Source organism: Streptomyces sp. Ru72 (assembly GCF_002920635.1).
GTDB lineage: Bacteria > Actinomycetota > Actinomycetes > Streptomycetales > Streptomycetaceae > Streptomyces.
The window spans coordinates 32,414-51,033 of the sequence record NZ_PQSR01000026.1 but is presented as its reverse complement, the minus strand read 5'-3'; the positions used below and the strand labels follow the sequence as shown (position 1 = coordinate 51,033).

Here is an 18,620-nt window from a genome sequence, read left to right as displayed (position 1 = left end):
GCCTTGGTGTTTCCCGCAGTTGACCCTTTCCGGCGATCACGGACGGCTACCACCGCACCCGCGGCAACCGCCCCACATGGCCCGTTCGCGCACGGGTGATCCGCCGCCCTTCGCACACTGCGACACCACAGTCACGCTACGCTCACGAGGTTCCGACTCAGACAGGCCATCTCGGCACCGGGCCGACAGCTCACCCAGGCACCACCAGTTCACAGCAGAACGGCACAAGGCGACGAATGCCCCAGCACACCTCCGGGTCCGACCGGGCGGCGCTTCCCCCAGCCGCCCGTGACGGCGGCAGCGTGCGCCCGCCCGCTCCCTCGACGCTCGACGAGTTGTGGCGGTCGTACAAGGAGACGGGGGACGAGCGGCTGCGGGAGCAGCTGATCCTGCACTACTCACCGTTGGTGAAGTACGTGGCCGGCCGGGTGAGCGTCGGCCTGCCGGCCAACGTGGACCAGGCCGACTTCGTGTCATCGGGGGTCTTCGGGCTGATCGACGCGATCGAGAAGTTCGACATCGACCGGGAGATCAAGTTCGAGACGTACGCGATCACCCGGATCCGGGGCGCCATGATCGACGAACTGCGTGCGCTGGACTGGATCCCACGCTCGGTACGGCAGAAGGCACGCAGCGTGGAGCGGGCGTACGCGACCCTGGAGGCGCGCCTGAGGCGGACCCCGACCGAGGCGGAGGTGGCCGCGGAAATGGGCATCGGCGTGGACGAGCTCCATGCCGTCTTCAGCCAGTTGTCACTCGCGAACGTCGTGGCTCTCGAGGAACTGCTGCACGTGGGCGGTGAGGACGGCGACGGGCTGAGCTTCCTGGACACGCTGGAGGACACCGCCGCCGACAACCCGGTCGAGGTGGCCGAGGACCGCGAGCTGCGAAGGTTCCTGGCACGAGCCATCAACACGCTGCCCGAGCGGGAGAAGACCGTGGTCACGCTCTACTACTACGAGGGGCTCACGCTCGCTGAGATCGGCAACGTGCTCGGCGTGACCGAGAGCCGGGTGAGCCAGATCCACACGAAGTCGGTTCTGCAGCTGCGGGCCAAGCTGGCCGCCTTCGGCCGCTGAGGCGCAATCCCGTCACCGGCGCGTGTGGCCCGAGTGACTGCCGTCGTGGGCGGTCCGTCCGTACAGTGGTGGACGTGCCAAGGATTCGAGCGGCCTCCGTGGCCGAGCACCGGTCGATGCAGCGAGCCGCCCTGCTGGACGCGGCACGGTCCCTGCTGTCCGAGGGAGGCACGGAGGCGTTGACCTTCCCGGCCCTCGCCGAGCGCACGGGCCTCGCCCGCTCCTCCGTCTACGAGTACTTCCGCTCCCGCGCGGCCGTCGTGGAGGAACTCTGCGCGGTCGACTTCCCCGTCTGGGCGGCGGAGGTCGAGGCCGCCATGGCGGCGGCGGAAGGCCCCGAGGCCAAGATCGAGGCGTATGTACGACGGCAGCTCGCCCTCGTAGGGGACCGGCGGCACCGGGCCGTGGTGGCCATCTCGGCCAGCGAACTCGACGCCGGGGCCCGCGAGAAGATCAGGGCGGCGCACGGCGGGCTCGTGGCGATGATCGTCGAAGCCCTGCGTGACATGGGCCACCGCGAACCCCGACTCGCCGCGATGCTGCTCCAGGGCGTGGTCGACGCGGCGGTACGGCGGATCGAACTGGGCGCGGCGGAAGATCCCGCGGCCATCACGGAAGTGGCGGTGGCGATGGCGCTGCGCGGCGTCCGGGGCTGAATTCACTCTCCGGGGGCCCTCCCCCCTCCCCCTCCCCGCCCACCCCGACTCAAGCCCAAGCAACCCCCGCCTACGGCACCGACACAGACACCGATTCCGGCACCGGCACCCCCTCCACGGCCAGCAGCCGAGACGGCCCCGCACGCAGCAGCCATGGTGGCAGGAGTGACAGCGGGTCCAGGTATGCGTCCCCTCGGCGCAGGCCCCAGTGCAGGCAGGGGCCCGGGCAGTGGGCCGTCGACGGTTCCAGCACGCCCAGGACGTCGCCCGGTTCCACCTCGTCCCCTTCCCGTACCGACGCGCGTACCGGCTCGTACGTCGTACGCAACGGCGGGTCGCCGGTGCCCGTCAGGTCGACCGAGACCACGCCCCGTCCCGCCACCCGGCCCGCGAACGTCACCCGCCCGGCGGCGACCGCCCGTACCGGATCGCCGGCGGCTGCCGCCAGGTCCACGCCGCGGTGGCCCGGGCCGTACGGAGTCGCCGGGGGTTCCCAGCCCCGTACCACCGTGGGGCGCACCCCCACCGGCCACAGACGGCCCACGGCGGGCACCGAACCGCCAGGGTCCGGCGCGGGCGCCCCCGGCGAAGGCCCCCGGGCCGCCGCAGGTACCGCTGTCGACGGCCCACGGGCCGCCATCGGCACCGCCGTCGAAGGCCGGCCGCCCGCCCACTCCGCCGACGCCGGGACCCCCGCCATGACCAGCAGGAGTGCCGTCGGCCATGTCCGCAGACATCGTTTCGTTCGCATGGGAGTACCGTGCCGGACGACGGGCTGGCCCGCCGGAACCTGTGGACAACTGCCCGGTTGTGGACAGCGGCGTCACCCGCTGCCCCGGCGGTCCCGTACACTTCTTGTGGCGATCCGGGTCACCGGGTCGACTTCGCACGCCCCGACAACGGTCCCCTCACGGGCCGGTGTCAGCGCCTCCTCGGTCCTTCGCGGCACGGCGCACGCGGGCGTCAGGGACAACCGAGAAAACACAAGGAGAACGGCCATGGCCGTCGTCACGATGCGGGAGCTGCTGGAGAGCGGCGTCCACTTCGGTCACCAGACCCGTCGCTGGAACCCGAAGATGAAGCGCTTCATCTTCACCGAGCGCAACGGCATCTACATCATCGACCTGCTCCAGTCGCTGTCGTACATCGACCGCGCCTACGAGTTCGTCAAGGAGACCGTTGCCCACGGCGGCACGGTCATGTTCGTCGGCACGAAGAAGCAGGCGCAGGAGGCCATCGCCGAGCAGGCCACCCGCGTCGGCATGCCGTACGTCAACCAGCGCTGGCTGGGCGGCATGCTCACCAACTTCTCGACCGTCTACAAGCGTCTGCAGCGCCTGAAGGAGCTCGAGCAGATCGACTTCGAGGACGTCGCGTCCTCCGGTCTGACGAAGAAGGAGCTGCTGGTCCTCTCCCGCGAGAAGGCCAAGCTGGAGAAGACCCTCGGCGGTATCCGCGAGATGCAGAAGGTGCCGAGCGCCGTCTGGATCGTGGACACCAAGAAGGAGCACATCGCGGTCGGCGAGGCCCGGAAGCTCAACATCCCGGTCGTCGCCATCCTCGACACCAACTGCGACCCCGACGAGGTCGACTACAAGATCCCGGGCAACGACGACGCGATCCGCTCCGTCACCCTGCTCACCCGTGTGATCGCCGACGCGGTCGCCGAGGGCCTCATCGCCCGTTCCGGCGTGGCCGCCGAGGGCAAGGGCGAGAAGGCCGCCGGCGAGCCGCTCGCCGAGTGGGAGCGTGACCTGCTCGAGGGCGAGAAGAAGGCCGAGGAGGCCCCCGCCGCCGAGGCCGAGAAGCCGGCCGAGGCTCCGGCCGCCGAGGCTCCGGCCGCCGAGGCTCCGGCCGCCGAGGCTCCGGCGGCCGAGGGCGAGCAGGCCTGACCTTCAGGGCCGTTCGGCTGATGTGAGGGCGGGCGGCGCCGTGAGCGCCACCCGCCGTTCACCCGCAGCCCTTGGATCTGCATCAGGCCGGCGGATCCGCGTCGGCGGATCTTCACCGGCAGCAGATCTTCGTAGCCCGTAGATCTTCGGCGGGCGCCCGCCTCCGGGTCGGCGGCCGCCGCTTCGAGACTTCGAACTCCGAGAAGAGATTCACGAAAATCATGGCGAACTACACCGCCGCCGACGTCAAGAAGCTCCGTGAGCTCACCGGCGCCGGCATGATGGACTGCAAGAAGGCGCTGGACGAGGCCGAGGGCAACGTCGACAAGGCCGTCGAGGCGCTCCGCATCAAGGGCCAGAAGGGCGTCGCCAAGCGCGAGGGCCGCTCCGCCGAGAACGGCGCCGTGGTCTCCATCATCGCCGACGACAACTCCTCCGGTGTCCTCGTCGAGCTGAAGTGCGAGACCGACTTCGTCGCCAAGGGCGAGAAGTTCCAGGCCGTCGCCCAGGCGATCGCCGAGCACGTCGCCAAGACCTCCCCGGCCGACCTCGAGGCCCTGCTCGCCTCCGAGATCGAGCCCGGCAAGACCGTGCAGGCGTTCGTCGACGAGGCCAACGCCAACCTCGGCGAGAAGATCGTCCTCGACCGCTTCGCGCAGTTCGCCGACGGCTACGTGTCGGCGTACATGCACCGCACGATGCCCGACCTGCCGTTCCAGATCGGTGTGCTCGTCGAACTCGACAAGCCGAACGCCGAGGTCGCCAAGGGCGTCGCCCAGCACATCGCCGCCTTCGCGCCGAAGTACCTCTCCAAGGAGGACGTCCCGGCCGAGGTCGTCGAGTCCGAGCGCCGCATCGCCGAGGAGACCACCCGCGCCGAGGGCAAGCCCGAGGCCGCCCTGCCGAAGATCGTCGAGGGTCGCCTCAACGGCTTCTTCAAGGACGCCACGCTGCTCGGCCAGCCCTACGCGCTGGACAACAAGAAGTCCGTCCAGAAGGTCCTCGAAGAGGCCGGTGTCACCCTGAAGCGCTTCACGCGCATCAAGGTCGGCATCTGAGTCCGGACCGCGATCGACGCGCGACCCCGGTAGGGTCGAAAGCAGTCGTCTGCGCACTGGCGTAGGCCGACCCGCACACGCGTGTGGCGGACGACAGCAGATCTGACGAGGAGGCCATTGCCGCGCATGGGATGCGAAACACGCCCCACCGGCAATGGCCTTCTTCGTATGCGCACCACGAGGAGATCTCCATGACCACCAAGGCCGAGAAGAGCGACGACGGCAAAGTTCGCGGCCGGTTCCTGCTGAAGCTGTCCGGAGAGGCGTTCTCCGGCGGCACCGGACTGGGCGTCGACCCGGACGTGGTGCACGCCATCGCCCGGGAGATCGCGGCCGTGGTGCGCGACGGATCCCAGATCGCCGTCGTCATCGGCGGCGGCAACTTCTTCCGCGGCGCGGAACTCCAGCAGCGCGGCATGGACCGGGCCCGCTCCGACTACATGGGCATGCTGGGCACGGTCATGAACTGCCTCGCCCTCCAGGACTTCCTGGAGAAGGAGGGCATCGACTCGCGCGTGCAGACCGCCATCACCATGGGCCAGGTCGCCGAGCCGTACATCCCGCTGCGCGCCGTGCGCCACCTGGAGAAGGGCCGCGTGGTCATCTTCGGTGCCGGTATGGGCATGCCGTACTTCTCCACCGACACGACCGCCGCCCAGCGTGCCCTCGAGATCGACGCCGAGGCGCTGCTGATGGGTAAGAACGGTGTGGACGGGGTCTACGACTCCGACCCGAAGACCAACCCCGAGGCCGTCAAGTTCGACTCGCTCAGCTACGGCGAGGTCATCACCCGGGACCTGAAGGTCGCCGACATGACCGCGATCACGCTGTGCCGGGACAACAAGCTGCCCATCCTCGTCTTCGAGCTGCTGGCGGAGGGCAATATCGCCCGGGCCGTCAAGGGTGAGAAGATCGGCACACTCGTGGGTGACCAAGGCGGCCGGGAGTGACCGGAGGCAGACCCGTCGGGGGTGAACCCCGTCCGGGCGAGGGACCCTGACCGGGGGATGGACAATGTCCTGCCGGTCGGGAACCGTGCAGGAAGAAGACGCGACGCAGCCGGCCGCAGACCGATGAGGACCGTTGCCGGGCCTACTCAAGACACGCAGGAGCAAGTGGTGATCGAAGAGACCCTCCTCGAGGCCGAGGAGAAGATGGAGAAGGCCGTCGTGGTCGCCAAGGAGGACTTCGCCGCGATCCGCACCGGTCGTGCGCACCCGGCGATGTTCAACAAGATCGTGGCCGACTACTACGGCGCACCGACGCCGATCAACCAGCTGGCCTCGTTCTCGGTGCCGGAACCGCGTATGGCCGTGGTGACGCCGTTCGACAAGAGCGCGCTGCGCAACATCGAGCAGGCGATCCGCGACTCCGACCTGGGCGTCAACCCGAGCAATGACGGCAACATCATCCGTGTGGTGTTCCCCGAGCTCACCGAGGAGCGGCGCCGCGAGTACATCAAGGTCGCCAAGGGCAAGGGCGAGGACGCCAAGGTCTCGATCCGTTCCGTGCGCCGCAAGGCGAAGGACGCCATCGACAAGCTCGTCAAGGACGGCGAGGTCGGCGAGGACGAGGGCCGCCGTGCGGAGAAGGAGCTCGACGACACCACCGCGAAGTACGTCGCACAGGTGGACGAGCTGCTCAAGCACAAGGAAGCGGAGCTCCTCGAGGTCTGATGAACGACTCTTCCTGGGGGGCGCCGCCACAGGCCGGGTACTGGGGGCCCACTGAGCAGGGGCCTGGCCAGCGCGTCGGCCCGGCGGGTCCCGCGTACGATGCGCATGACGCCCAGCAGACTCGCCCCATGCCCATCGTGCCCGAGGTACCCGCGCCCGGCGGAGACCAGGATGACGACCGGGGGGTCGCCGCCCGTCGACGCGGCCCCTTGTTCCGCGACGAGACGCCGCAGGTGCCGTCCCCGTGGGCGGCGCCGCAGAATACGGAGCCCATGCCCGACGCCCCGCAGCCGGCACCCGCACCTCAGAAGAAGAGTGCGGGCCGTGACCTGGGCGCGGCCATAGGGGTCGGCGTCGGGCTCGGCGTCGTGATCGTCGCCTCGTTGTTCATCGTCAAGGCCGTGTTCGTCGGCGTCATAGCGGTCGCCGTCGTGGTGGGCCTGTGGGAGCTGACGAAGCGGCTGGAGGAACGCAAGGGCATCAATGCGCCGCTGGTGCCGCTCGCGGTCGGCGGCGCGGCGATGATCGTCGCCGGCTATGTGCGGGGCGCCGAGGGAGCCTGGGTGGCGATGGCGCTGACCGCGCTCGCGGTCCTGGTGTGGCGCATGACGGAGCCGCCGGACGGCTACCTGCGGGACGTCACGGCAGGCGTCTTCGCAGCCTTCTACGTGCCGTTCCTGGCCACGTTCGTCGCCATGATGCTCACGGCCGACGACGGCCCGCAGCGCGTGCTGACCTTCCTGCTCCTGACGGTCGTCAGCGACACGGGCGCGTACGCGATCGGGTGGCGCTTCGGCCGGCACAAGCTGGCCCCGCGCATCAGTCCCGGCAAGACCCGAGAGGGTCTCATAGGGGCGGTCACCTTCGCGATGGGCGCGGGGGCCCTGTGCATGCAGTTCCTGATCGACGGCGGTTCCTGGTGGCAGGGCCTGCTGCTGGGGCTCGCGGTCGCGGCCAGCGCCACCCTCGGCGACCTCGGCGAGTCCATGATCAAACGAGACCTCGGCATCAAGGACATGGGCACGCTGCTGCCGGGCCACGGCGGGATCATGGACCGCCTCGACTCCTTGCTGCCGACGGCGCCGGTGGTGTGGCTGCTGATGGTGATCTTCGTGGGGTCGGCCTGACCTGTGTCGTCCGGGCAGAGGGGCTCGCCGTCCACAGGGCGGCGGGCCCCTTCGTCGTGTCGAGAGCCAGCCGATACGCCCGCCTGTGAAGGTCTGCCGATGAAGGGTCGGGTTTCCTGACCAGGCCTTGCGGGCGCCGGTGGCCCTGACATACCTACATGCGTCATGAACCTTTTCGGCCGCAGCTCTCCACTCCGACGCGCGGCGGCTCCCGCCGCACCCGTCGCCTCCGGCGCCCCGCTGAGCCCCGCCGCCCCGGCGCACACCGGTGTCGGCGTTCTGCCTGATCCCGACCTGCAGGCTCTCACCGGCGAGTGGATGATCGACCCCGCGCACAGCAGGATCGGGTTCTCCGTGCGGCACGCCATGGTGACGACGGTGCGCGGCGCCTTCGCGCAGTACGACAGCCGCCTCTACTTCGACGGTCGCGACCCGGCCCGCTCCCGTGCCGACATCGCGCTGTTCACCGCCAGCGTCGAGACCGGTGTCGAGCAGCGCGACGCGCACCTGGTCGGCCGCGACTTCCTGGACTCCGCGACCTACCCGCGGATGACCTTCACCAGCACCGCTGTGCACCTCGCGGGCGAGGACGTCTACCGCATGACCGGTGACCTCACCATCAAGGGCACCACCCGTCCCGTCGACCTGGAACTCACCTACATCGGTCATGTGACGGACCCGTTCGGTTACGAGCGCGTCGGCTTCGACGGCACCACCACGATCAACCGTTCCGACTGGGGCCTGACCTACAACGCCAGGCTGGCCGAGGGCGGCGCCATGGTGAGCGACAAGGTCCGCCTCCAGTTCGACATCGCGGCCATCCGCGCCACCGCCACCGCCTGACGGGACACGCGGGCCGCGCCCGCAGGAGACCTCCAGCAGCGCGTTCGGCGCGGACAGGGCGCCTGGTGTGGGCCACTGGGCTGCTCGGGGCCGTCAGGTACGTACCGGGGCCGCAGAGCACCCGATCCACAGCCTTCCTCGTACGGCTCCTGGCCCGACGGCATCAGGTGCGCGTACGCCCGCAGCGTCAACCCGGGGCCGGCGCGCCCCGGGAACGGGCAGAGAAAAAGTTCCTGGCGCAAGGCAACCCTTTGGGGAGCCTGTGACCACAAGGAGTCGGATCCGGCCACTGCAGTGCTTGGGTCCGCCTTCCTCTGGTCAGCAGCTTGCAAGGAGAACGTCTCTCCCATGAACAACCCCACGAACGGCGGGCATCGCGGGAACCCCACGAACGGCGGGCACCGCGGGCGTCACCGCCGTCGCTGGACCGCCACCGGTCTGCTGCTCGGCGTGCCCGCCATCGTCGTGCCGTACCTCCTGTTCGCTCAGGAGGGCTCGCAGGCCGCAACGGTCGACGGCAGTGCCTACTACCGCCTGGTCTCCGTGCGCAGCGGCAAGGTGCTGGACGTCAACGGCTTCTCCACCGCCGACGGCACCCGTGTCCAGCAGTGGACCGACCAGAACACCGCCAACCAGCAGTGGAGGCTGAGGCCCACCGGGGACGGCTACTACGAGCTGGTGAACCGCAACAGCGGCAAAGTGCTGGGCATAGCAGGCAATTCGACCGCCCAGGGAGCCGTCGCCGAGCAGCAGACCGACAGCTCCTCCGCCTCCCAGGAGTGGAAGATCGAGGATGTGAGCGGTTCCGACGCCGTCACCTTCATCTCCCGCAGGAGCGGCCAGGTCCTGGACGTCCTCGGAGGCTCCACGGCCCAGGGAGCGGCAATCGTCCAGTATCCCAGCAGGGGCAGCACCAACCAGCAGTGGAAGCTGGTGAAGACGGCCGAGAGCCGGGCGGCCGGGACCGGCGGGACGCGGACCACGGCCGCGGCCGGACCGTATGCGTGGAAGAACGCCCAGGTGGTGGGCGGCGGTTACGTCACCGGGCTGGTGTTCAACCCGCGAGAGAAGGGCCTGCTGTACGCGCGTACCGACATGGGCGGCGCCTACCGCTGGGACACCGGGGCAGAGCAGTGGATTCCGCTGACCGACTGGGTCGGGGAGAAGGACTGGAACCTGCTGGGCATCGATGCGCTGGCCACCGACCCCGTCGACCCCGCCCGGCTCTACCTCGCGGCGGGCACCTACACCAACAGCTGGGCGGGCAACGGCGCGATCCTGCGCTCCACCGACCGGGGCCGCACCTTCAAGCGCACCGATCTGCCCTTCAAGCTGGGCGCCAACGAGGACGGCCGCGGGGCGGGCGAACGGCTCGCGATCAACCCCGCGGACGACGGCACCCTGCTGCTGGGCACCCGCAAGAACGGTCTGTGGCGCAGTACGGACCACGGCGTGACATGGAGGCAGGTGTCCTCGTTCCCCGTCATGGACGGGGCGAGCAGCGGCGCGGGCATCTCCTTCGTGACGTACGGTCCGGCCGGAAGCAAGACGATCTACGTCGGCGTCGCCGACAGGTCCACCTCCCTGTACCGCTCGACCGACGGCGGCAGCACCTGGCAGGCCGTCTCCGGGCAGCCCACCGGCCAGATGCCGCAGCACGGCGTCCTCTCCGGTGACGGCTCGCTGTACCTGACGTACACCAACGCCCTCGGACCCAACGGCGTGACGGCGGGCTCCGTGTGGAAGTACACGCCGGCCCGCGGGGCGTGGAAGAACGTCTCCCCGTCCAGCGGCAGCTACGGGTTCTCCGGCCTGGCCGTCGACCCGCGCAAGCCGTCCACGGTGATGGTCACCACCCTGGACCGCTGGTGGCCCGAGGACGAGCTCTACCGCACCACCGACGGCGGTACGACCTGGAAGGCACTGGCCGGCAAGTCGGTCCGGGACGCCTCCGCCGCTCCGTACGTCGGTACCGGCATCGGGCACTGGATGACCGCCCTGGCCATCGACCCCTTCGACTCCGGGCATGTGCTGTACGGCACCGGCAACGGCATCTGGCGCAGCAAGGACGTCACCGCCGCCGACAGCGGCGGCACCAGCCACTGGACCGTGGGCGCCCGCGGGCTGGAGGAGACCGCGCTGACGGACGCGATCGCCCCGCCCGGCGGCGCCACCCTCGTCACCGCCATGGGCGACCAGGGCGGTTTCCGCTACGACTCCCTGACCAAGGTGCCCGCCGGGCGGCTGAAGAACCCGCTGATGACCACCAGCACCGGCATCGATTTCGCCCAGTCCGACCCCTCGATGATGGTCCGCGTCGGCCGTGGCGGCGCGCAGGACGGCGCCTACTCCACCGACGGCGGCCGCAGCTGGAACGGCTTCAAGGCAGAACCGGTGGGCAGCGCCGACAGCGGCCACGTCGCGCTCGCGGCGGACGGCACCACCATCGTCTGGACCGAGGCCGGCCAGGCCCCGTACCGCTCGACCGACAAGGGGGCGAGCTGGTCGAAGGTCGGCGGACTGGGCCCCGACGCCGTGGTCGTCGCCGACCGCTCCTCGGCCAGGACCTTCTACTCACTTTCCGGCGGCACGCTCTACGCCAGCACCGACGGCGGCGCGACCTTCACCGCCCGCGCCACCGACCTGCCCGCCGGCCGGCTCTCGGCCGTCCCCGGGATCGCCGGGGACCTGTGGATCGCCGGTGGCGCCAAGGGGCTGCTGCACTCCACCGACGGCGGCCGCACCTTCACCACGCTCAAAGCGGTGCAGTCTGCGTCCGCCCTCGGCTTCGGCAAGGCCGCGCCGGGCGCCAAGTACCAGGCCCTGTACCTGATCGGCACCGTCAAGGACGTCACCGGGGTCTTCCGCTCCACCGACAAGGGCGCCACCTGGCTGCGCATCAACGACGACGCCCACCAGTGGGGCACCATCGGCAGCCTCGGCATCATCACCGGCGACCCCGACACCTACGGCCGCGTCTACATCGGCACCAACGGACGCGGCCTCCAGTACGGCGACCCGTCCTGACCCCGACGCCGGAGCGGGGCCGCAGCCACAACGGCCTGCGGCCCCGCCACGGCCGAGGGACCCGCGGTCGCGGTGCACCGCCACCGCGCCCGGGTGAGTTCGGTGAGGTCCTCCGGCACACTCACAGTCACCAGGTCAGGGTCGGCCTCGACCAGTGGCGGGCAGCCCACGAGTGATCACCCCTGGGCCGTCTCGGGCCGCCCGAGGCCGCTCGGTGGCGACCGGGGACGACCGGTCGCGACTACTGACGACAGTCGTAGCGAGCGACACCCGCAGGTCACCCGATTGGATCTGCGACACTGGTTGAACCATGCCCAAGCCCGGAGAACTCACTTTCGTCGCGCCGCGCGGAGCCAAGACGCCGCCGCGGCATCTCGCTGACCTCTCGCCCGCCGAGCGCAAGGAGGCGGTCGCCGCGATCGGTGAGAAGCCGTTCCGCGCCAAGCAGCTCTCGCAGCACTACTTCGCGCGGTTCGCGCACGACCCGGAGCAGTGGACCGACATCCCCGCGCCCTCCCGTGGCAAGCTCCAGGAGGCGCTGCTCCCGGAGCTGATGACGGTGGTCCGGCATCTGGCGACGGACCAGGGCACCACCCGCAAGACGCTGTGGCGGCTGTTCGACGGCACGCTCGTCGAGTCCGTGCTGATGCGCTACCCCGACCGGGTCACCATGTGCATCAGCTCGCAGGCGGGCTGCGGCATGAACTGCCCGTTCTGCGCCACCGGCCAGGCGGGCCTGGACCGCAACCTGTCCACCGCCGAGATCGTGCACCAGATCGTGGACGGCATGCGGGCGCTGCGCGACGGCGAGATCCCCGGCGGCCCGGCGCGGCTGTCCAACATCGTCTTCATGGGCATGGGCGAGCCCCTCGCGAACTACAAGCGGGTCGTCGGCGCCATCCGCGCCCTCACCGACCCCGCACCGGACGGGCTGGGCCTCTCGCAGCGCGGCATCACCGTCTCCACCGTCGGACTGGTGCCGGCCATCCACCGGTTCGCCGACGAGGGATTCAAGTGCCGTCTCGCCATCTCCCTGCATGCCCCGGACGACGAGCTGCGCGACACCCTCGTCCCCGTCAACACGCGGTGGAAGGTGCGCGAGGTCCTCGACGCCGGGTTCGACTACGTGGAGAAGTCCGGACGCCGGCTGTCCATCGAGTACGCCCTCATCCGTGACATCAACGACCAGGCGTGGCGCGGTGACCTGCTGGGCCGGCTGCTCAAGGGCAAGCCCGTGCACGTCAACCTGATCCCGCTGAACCCGACGCCCGGCTCCAAGTGGACCGCCTCCCGCCCCGAGGACGAGAAGGCGTTCGTCGAGGCGATCGCCGCCCACGGTGTGCCGGTGACGGTCCGGGACACCCGGGGTCAGGAGATCGACGGGGCGTGCGGTCAGCTCGCCGCCACCGAGCGGTAGTCTGAGGGCCGTCAGTCAGTACGTACATCTTCATATTCCGACAGGGGAGCGCCACAGCGCTGAGAGTGCGGTAGCGACCGCAGACCCTCTGAACCTCGCCCAGGTCATTCTGGGTAGGGAGTTCGGTCTTCACTCGAGCTGTTGCGCCCTGCCCGGGGACCCTCCGAGGTCCGGGCAGGGCCGCGTCTCTTCCTGGTCACCCCAGGAGGAATCCAGTTGAGCATCACCGGTAAGCAGTGGGCGGCCGTGGCCGTCGGGCTGGGCATGGTCACCCTGTCCGCGTGCGGGTCGTCCGGTTCCGCAAGCGGGAACGGCAGCGGCGACTCCACGACGGTGACCCTCGTCAGCCATGACTCGTGGGCCGCCTCCAAGAGCGTCATCGCGGCGTTCGAGAAGGAGTCCGGCTACACCGTCAAGGTCCTCAAGGACGGCGACGCGGGCCAGGCCGTCAACAAGGCGATCCTCACCAAGGACAACCCGCAGGGCGATGTCTTCTTCGGCGTCGACAACACCCTGCTGTCCAGGGCGCTGGACAACGGCCTCTTCCAGCCGTACCGGGCCAAGGGCCTCGACCAGGTCGGCGCCCCGTACCAGCTGGACGCCGGCAAGCACCGGGTCACGCCCATCGATTACGGCGACATCTGCGTCAACTACGACAAGAAGTACTTCGCCGACCACAAGCTGACCCCGCCGGCGTCCTTCGACGACCTCGTCAAGCCCGAGTACAAGAACCTCCTCGTCACCGAGAACGCCTCCACGTCCTCGCCCGGCCTCGGCTTCCTGCTCGGCACCGCCGCGAAGTACGGGGACAACGGCTGGCAGGACTACTGGAAGAAGCTCAAGGCCAACGGCGTGAAGGTGGTCGACGGCTGGGAGCAGGCCTACAACGAGGAGTTCTCCGGCTCCGCCGGCGGCAAGAAGGCCAAGGGCGACCGGCCGCTCGTCGTCTCCTACGCCTCCTCGCCTCCCGCCGAGGTCGTCTACGCCGACCCCCGGCCCAAGACCGCGCCGACCGGTGTCGCCACCGGCACCTGCTTCCGCCAGATCGAGTTCGCCGGCCTGCTGAGCAACGCGCACAACACCAAGGGCGGCAAGGCGTTCCTCGACTTCCTGATCAGCAAGAGGTTCCAGGAGGACATGCCGCTCAACATGTTCGTCTACCCGGTGGTCGAGGGAGCGAAGGTGCCCGCCGAGTTCACCGCGTACGGGCCCGCGGCCAAGGACCCCGAGACCATGGCGCCCACGAAGATCGCCGCCAACCGTGACCAGTGGGTCAAGACGTGGACGTCGCTCGTACTGAAGTGACCCCACGCAGACGGGGGAACGCGGCGCGGCTCGGGCTGATGGCCCTGCCCGTCGCGTTCTTCGCCATCTTCTTCGCCTACCCCGTCGCCGCGATCGTCGCACGCGGTCTGAAGGCGGACGGGGTGTGGCGGTTCGGGCGGGTCGTGGCCGTGCTCGCCGAGCCGGACGTGCGGCACGTGCTGTGGTTCACCACCTGGCAGGCGCTGGTCTCCACCGCCCTGACGCTGCTGATCGCGCTGCCCGGCGCGTATGTCTTGGCCCGCTACGACTTCCCGGGCAGGCAGGTGCTGCGCGCCGTCGTCACCGTCCCGTTCGTGCTGCCCACGGTCGTCGTCGGCACCGCCTTCCTGGCGCTGGTGGGTCGCGGTGGACTTCTCGACGACCTGTGGGGCATACGGCTCGACACCACCGTGTGGGCCATCCTGCTCGCCCACGTCTTCTTCAACTACGCCGTCGTCGTCCGCACGGTCGGCGGGCTGTGGGCGCAGCTCGACCCCCGCCAGGAGGAGGCCGCGCGCGTGCTCGGCGCCTCCCGGCTCACGGCCTGGCGGACGGTGACGCTGCCCGCGCTCGCACCGGCGCTGGCCGCCGCCGCGCTGATGGTGTTCCTGTTCACCTTCACCTCCTTCGGCGTGGTGCAGATCCTCGGCGGCCCCACCTTCTCCACCCTCGAGGTGGAGATCTACCGGCAGACCTCGGAGATCTTCGACCTGTCCACCGCCGCCGTGCTGACGATGGTCCAGTTCGCCGCGGTGGGCGCGATCCTCGGGGTGCACGCCTGGACGGTGCGCCGCCGGGAGAGCGCGCTGAAGCTGGTCGACCCCTCGCGCACGGCGCGCAGGCCGCACGGGGCCGCACAGTGGGCGCTGCTCGGCTCGGTCCTCGCGACCGTCGCCCTTCTGCTCGTCCTGCCGCTCGCCGTCCTCGTCCAGCGCTCGCTCGACGCACCCGGATTCGCGTACTACAAGGCGCTCACCCGCACCGACGACAGCACCTTCCTCGTCCCGCCCGTCGACGCCGTCGTGAACTCCCTCCAGTACGCGGTCGCGGCCACCCTCATCGCCGTACTGATCGGGTCGCTCGCCGCCGCGGCCCTCGCCCGCAGGGACGCCGGCCGGCTCGTACGGGGCTTCGACGCGCTGCTGATGCTGCCGCTCGGCGTGTCCGCGGTGACCGTCGGCTTCGGCTTCCTCATCGCGCTCGACAAGCCGCCGCTGGACCTGCGCGGCTCCTGGATCCTGGTGCCTCTCGCGCAGGCGCTGGTGGGCGCCCCCTTCGTCGTCCGCACCATGCTGCCGGTGCTGCGGGCCGTGGACGAACGGCTACGGGAGGCGGCCGCCGTGCTCGGGGCGTCGCCGTGGCGGGTGTGGCGCGAGGTCGATCTGCCGATCGTACGGCGGGCGTTGCTGATCGCGGCCGGCTTCGCGTTCGCCGTGTCGCTGGGCGAGTTCGGGGCGACCGTGTTCATCGCGCGGCCCGACAACCCGACGCTGCCGGTGGCCGTGGCGCGCCTGCTCGCGCGGCCCGGCGACCTCAACTACGGGCAGGCGATGGCCCTGTCGACGATTCTGATGGTGGTGTGCGCGGTGGCGCTGGGAGTCCTGGAGAGGCTGCGGACCGATCGGACGGGGGAGTTCTGACGATGCTCACGCTGCAAGGCGCGACCGTGCGCTTCGACGGGTGGGCCGCGCTCGACCGAGTGGACCTCGAGGTCGCCGAGCAGGAGATCGTGTGCGTGCTCGGGCCGAGCGGCAGCGGCAAGTCGACGCTTCTGCGGACGGTGGCCGGGCTGCAACCCCTCGACGCGGGGCGGCTGTTCCTCGACGGCAGTGACCTGGACGGGGTGCCCCCGCACCGGCGCGGGGTGGGTCTGATGTTCCAGGACCACCAGCTGTTCCCGCAGCGGGACGTCGGCGGGAACGTCGCCTTCGGGCTGCGCATGCACAAAACCGCGCGCGCCGAACGGGATGCACGCGTAGCGCAGTTGCTCGACCTGGTCGGCCTTCCGGGGGCCGGGCGCAGGGCGGTGTCGGAGCTCTCCGGCGGCGAACAGCAGCGGGTCGCGCTCGCCCGCGCCCTCGCGCCCAGGCCACGACTGCTGATGCTGGACGAGCCGCTGGGCCAGCTCGACCGGTCGCTGCGCGAGCGGCTCGTCGTCGAACTGCGGGACCTGTTCCGCCGCTTGGGCACGACCGTGCTCGCCGTCACCCACGACCAGGGCGAGGCCTTCGCGCTCGCCGACCGTGTCGTGGTGATGCGCGACGGGCGGATCGCCCAGTCGGGTACGCCGCTCGAGGTGTGGCAGCGGCCGGCGAACGAGTTCGTGGCGCGCTTCCTCGGCTTCGACAACGTGGTGGAGGCTACCGTCGCCGGCGAGGCCGCGGACACCCCGTGGGGCAAGCTCCCGGTCCCGGAAGGCTGCCCGCAGGGGTCCGGCACATTGCTGGTGCGCCCCGCGGGCGTACGGTTGACGGCGGCCACCGTGGGCCTGAGCTGCACCGTGACCGCGCGCACCTTCCGCGGCACCCATGTCGCCGTACGCCTGCAACCGGAGGCCGCCCCCGCACTGGAGGCGGCCTGCCCGCTGCGGTCGGCCCCGGAGCCCGGGGACGAGGTCGGGGTCGTCTTCGATGCAGCGGAAATCGTGGTGCTCGGCGGCGCGTCCGCCACCTAGGGTGGCGATCATGGCGGACTGGGGTATTCGCCCGGCGTCGGTGTCGGATGTCGAGGCAGTGGCCGAGTTGCGTGCCGTAGTGCTGCGGGCGGATCTGGAACGGCTCGGGCGGTACGACGAGCAGCGGGTGCGGCAGCGGCTGCGGGACGGATTCGACCCGGCCCACACATGGGTGATCGCGGTGGATGGCGCGTTCGCCGGCTGCGTGGCGCTGCGACCGGCCGAGGACGCCCACTGGCTGGAGCACTTCTACCTGGCTCCGCGTCTTCAGGGCGGCGGTGTCGGTTCGGGCGTGCTGCGCGAACTGCTGGAGCGGTGTGACCGCCGCGGTGTCCTCGTCCGGTTGAACGTGCTGCAGGGCAGTCCCGCCCGACGGCTCTACGAGCGGCACGGTTTCACAGTGGAGAGCGAGGACGCGGTGGACGTGTTCATGGTTCGCAAGCCGGCCTGATGTGCGGAACGCACGACGGCCCGCCCCGGTGAAGGGGCAGGCCGTCGGTTCGTACGGACGCGGAGGCGTCAGTTGCTCTTCGACGCGCTGCCGCGGCGGCGCATGCCGAAGAACACCGCGCCGCCACCGATGACGACCAGGCCGCCGGCGATACCGGCGATCACGGGCGTGTTGGAGCTGGCGCCGGTCTCGGCGAGGTTGGAGCTGCCCGCCGCGGGCGAGGGGGAGTTGTCCCCGGCCGTGGCGGGGGCCGTGCTCTCCGCCTGCGACGGCGTGGCGGACGGGGACGGGGTGGCCGACGGGGTCGGGGTGGCCGAGGCCGGCGGGGTGGACTCGGAGGCCGGCGGGGTCGTCTCCGAGGTGGCGCAGGCCTTCGACGGGGCGGTCAGGATGTCGAGATCCTGGTTGAGGATGCCGTCCACGTCGATGTGGACGCGGTACTTGGCGTTCGCCGCCCAGTCCTCGGAGAACGTGACGATCGCGCCGTCCTTGGAGCCGGTGACCGTCTTCTCACCGACCTTCTTCGCGTCCGCGCCGTTCTCTTCCAGGTAGACGCTGACGGTCGCCTCCTTGCGGGAGGCGTCCTTGTCGGTGACGGTGATGCTGCCCTTCCCGTTGTCGCAGGAGGCGACGGCCGAGAAGTCACGGATGTTGCAGGCGAGCGCGTTGCCGGCGACGCCGAGCGCGAGCGCGGCGGAGGCCGAGGCGACGCCGAGGATGCGCACCGTTCGAGCGGTGCGGGAGGATATGGACACGATTGCCCTTCACGGGATGCGCAACTGCGGGGGGTTCAGGGGATGTTGCGCTGCAATCACAACATCCCCGAGAGGCTCACAGGTTTATAAGCGTCAGCTAAGTGCTGTCAACGCCGATGTCCGGCATGACGGTCGTCTTTGCCTGCCCATTAACCGCCCAGGCGTTTGAAATCCGAAGGACCGTTCTCAACTCTCCGCGGTGGCGCCCCCGTTCACCTGCGCGTGCTCAGCCCTGCACCGCCGCCGGGTCCATCCACATGACCTCCCAGGTGTGGCCGTCCGGGTCGTCGAAGGCACGGCCGTACATGTGGCCGTAGTCCTGCGCCTCGCCGGACACCGTGCCACCCGCGGCGACCGCCCGGTCGACCAACTCGTCGACCTTCTCGCGGCTTTCGGCACTCAGGCACAGCAGCACCTCGCTGGTGCTGGTGGCGTCCGCGATCTCCTTCTTGGTGAAGTTGGCGTAGTGCTGGTGGCTCAGCATCATCGCGATGATGGTGTCGCTGATCACGACGCAGGCACAGTCGTCCGTCGTGAACTGCGGGTTGATCGTGTAGCCCAGCTCCGTGAAGAACTTCTTCGACGTCTCGACGTCGGCGACGGGCAGGTTCACGAAGATCATCTGCTGGTACATGGGCGGCCTCTCTTTACGATGTGGCG

Annotated in this window: 17 protein-coding genes and 1 riboswitch; of the genes, 14 read left to right on the top strand and 3 right to left on the bottom strand. The window is 70.1% G+C overall.

Annotation, left to right across the window (positions count from 1 at the left end; all coding sequences use genetic code 11):
- Positions 1-236 precede the first annotated feature (236 nt).
- Together whiG and C3488_RS15265 are read left to right on the top strand one after the other, a co-directional pair.
- Positions 237-1,079 (top strand): RNA polymerase sigma factor WhiG, encoded by an 843-nt coding sequence (whiG, locus tag C3488_RS15270; RefSeq protein ID WP_103839955.1) that lies wholly within the window; start codon positions 237-239, stop codon positions 1,077-1,079.
- Positions 1,080-1,177: 98 nt separating this feature from the next.
- Complete coding sequence (locus C3488_RS15265; protein ID WP_103839954.1) at positions 1,178-1,735, top strand: TetR/AcrR family transcriptional regulator; 558 nt, start codon at positions 1,178-1,180, stop codon at positions 1,733-1,735.
- Positions 1,736-1,805: 70 nt separating this feature from the next.
- Here the strand turns inward: C3488_RS15265 and C3488_RS15260 are convergent, their stop codons facing one another.
- The gene (locus C3488_RS15260) at positions 1,806-2,375 is read right to left on the bottom strand and encodes a murein hydrolase activator EnvC family protein (RefSeq protein ID WP_374955421.1); all 570 of its coding nucleotides are present in this window, start codon (positions 2,373-2,375) and stop codon (positions 1,806-1,808) included.
- Between the two features lie 358 nt (positions 2,376-2,733).
- On the opposite strand from C3488_RS15260, the gene rpsB reads away from it, so the two are divergent.
- The 12 genes from rpsB to C3488_RS15200 all read left to right on the top strand — a co-directional run bounded on the left by rpsB (position 2,734) and on the right by C3488_RS15200 (position 17,205).
- Positions 2,734-3,627 carry a 30S ribosomal protein S2 gene (gene rpsB, locus C3488_RS15255; protein WP_103839952.1) on the top strand — a complete coding sequence of 298 codons (894 nt, stop codon included), beginning with the start codon at positions 2,734-2,736 and terminating at the stop codon, positions 3,625-3,627.
- Positions 3,628-3,848: 221 nt separating this feature from the next.
- Entirely contained in the window at positions 3,849-4,685 is an 837-nt protein-coding gene (gene tsf, locus C3488_RS15250; protein WP_103839951.1) for a translation elongation factor Ts, read from the top strand.
- Positions 4,686-4,876: 191 nt separating this feature from the next.
- Positions 4,877-5,635 (top strand): UMP kinase, encoded by a 759-nt coding sequence (gene pyrH, locus C3488_RS15245; protein WP_103839950.1) that lies wholly within the window; start codon positions 4,877-4,879, stop codon positions 5,633-5,635.
- Positions 5,636-5,803: 168 nt separating this feature from the next.
- The gene (frr, locus tag C3488_RS15240; protein ID WP_044388432.1) at positions 5,804-6,361 is read left to right on the top strand and encodes a ribosome recycling factor; all 558 of its coding nucleotides are present in this window, start codon (positions 5,804-5,806) and stop codon (positions 6,359-6,361) included.
- The gene (locus tag C3488_RS15235) at positions 6,361-7,488 is read left to right on the top strand and encodes a phosphatidate cytidylyltransferase (RefSeq protein ID WP_103839949.1); all 1,128 of its coding nucleotides are present in this window, start codon (positions 6,361-6,363) and stop codon (positions 7,486-7,488) included. Before frr ends, C3488_RS15235 begins: the two co-directional genes overlap by 1 nt.
- Positions 7,489-7,653: 165 nt before the next feature.
- A complete protein-coding gene (locus tag C3488_RS15230; protein ID WP_103839948.1) occupies positions 7,654-8,331 on the top strand; it encodes a YceI family protein in 678 nt (225 codons plus the stop codon).
- A gap of 348 nt (positions 8,332-8,679) precedes the next feature.
- A complete protein-coding gene (locus C3488_RS15225) occupies positions 8,680-11,358 on the top strand; it encodes an RICIN domain-containing protein (RefSeq protein WP_103839947.1) in 2,679 nt (892 codons plus the stop codon).
- Between the two features lie 310 nt (positions 11,359-11,668).
- A complete protein-coding gene (rlmN, locus tag C3488_RS15220; RefSeq protein ID WP_103839946.1) occupies positions 11,669-12,775 on the top strand; it encodes a 23S rRNA (adenine(2503)-C(2))-methyltransferase RlmN in 1,107 nt (368 codons plus the stop codon).
- Positions 12,776-12,807: 32 nt separating this feature from the next.
- Positions 12,808-12,913, top strand: a riboswitch (TPP riboswitch).
- A gap of 126 nt (positions 12,914-13,039) precedes the next feature.
- Positions 13,040-14,080 (top strand): thiamine ABC transporter substrate binding subunit, encoded by a 1,041-nt coding sequence (locus tag C3488_RS15215; RefSeq protein WP_374955420.1) that lies wholly within the window; start codon positions 13,040-13,042, stop codon positions 14,078-14,080.
- Positions 14,056-15,720, top strand: a complete 1,665-nt coding sequence (locus tag C3488_RS15210; protein ID WP_103839945.1) for an iron ABC transporter permease — start codon at positions 14,056-14,058, stop codon at positions 15,718-15,720. Before C3488_RS15215 ends, C3488_RS15210 begins: the two co-directional genes overlap by 25 nt.
- Positions 15,721-15,722: 2 nt before the next feature.
- The gene (locus tag C3488_RS15205; RefSeq protein ID WP_103839944.1) at positions 15,723-16,754 is read left to right on the top strand and encodes an ABC transporter ATP-binding protein; all 1,032 of its coding nucleotides are present in this window, start codon (positions 15,723-15,725) and stop codon (positions 16,752-16,754) included.
- A 10-nt stretch (positions 16,755-16,764) separates the two neighbouring features.
- Positions 16,765-17,205 carry a GNAT family N-acetyltransferase gene (locus tag C3488_RS15200; protein ID WP_103839982.1) on the top strand — a complete coding sequence of 147 codons (441 nt, stop codon included), beginning with the start codon at positions 16,765-16,767 and terminating at the stop codon, positions 17,203-17,205.
- Positions 17,206-17,273: 68 nt separating this feature from the next.
- Here C3488_RS15200 and C3488_RS15195 read toward each other — a convergent pair whose 3' ends face one another.
- Positions 17,274-17,960: an LAETG motif-containing sortase-dependent surface protein gene (locus tag C3488_RS15195; RefSeq protein ID WP_103839943.1), complete on the bottom strand. Its 687-nt coding sequence runs from the start codon at positions 17,958-17,960 to the stop codon at positions 17,274-17,276.
- A gap of 226 nt (positions 17,961-18,186) precedes the next feature.
- A complete protein-coding gene (locus C3488_RS15190) occupies positions 18,187-18,594 on the bottom strand; it encodes a VOC family protein (RefSeq protein ID WP_103839942.1) in 408 nt (135 codons plus the stop codon).
- Positions 18,595-18,620: the final 26 nt, after the last annotated feature.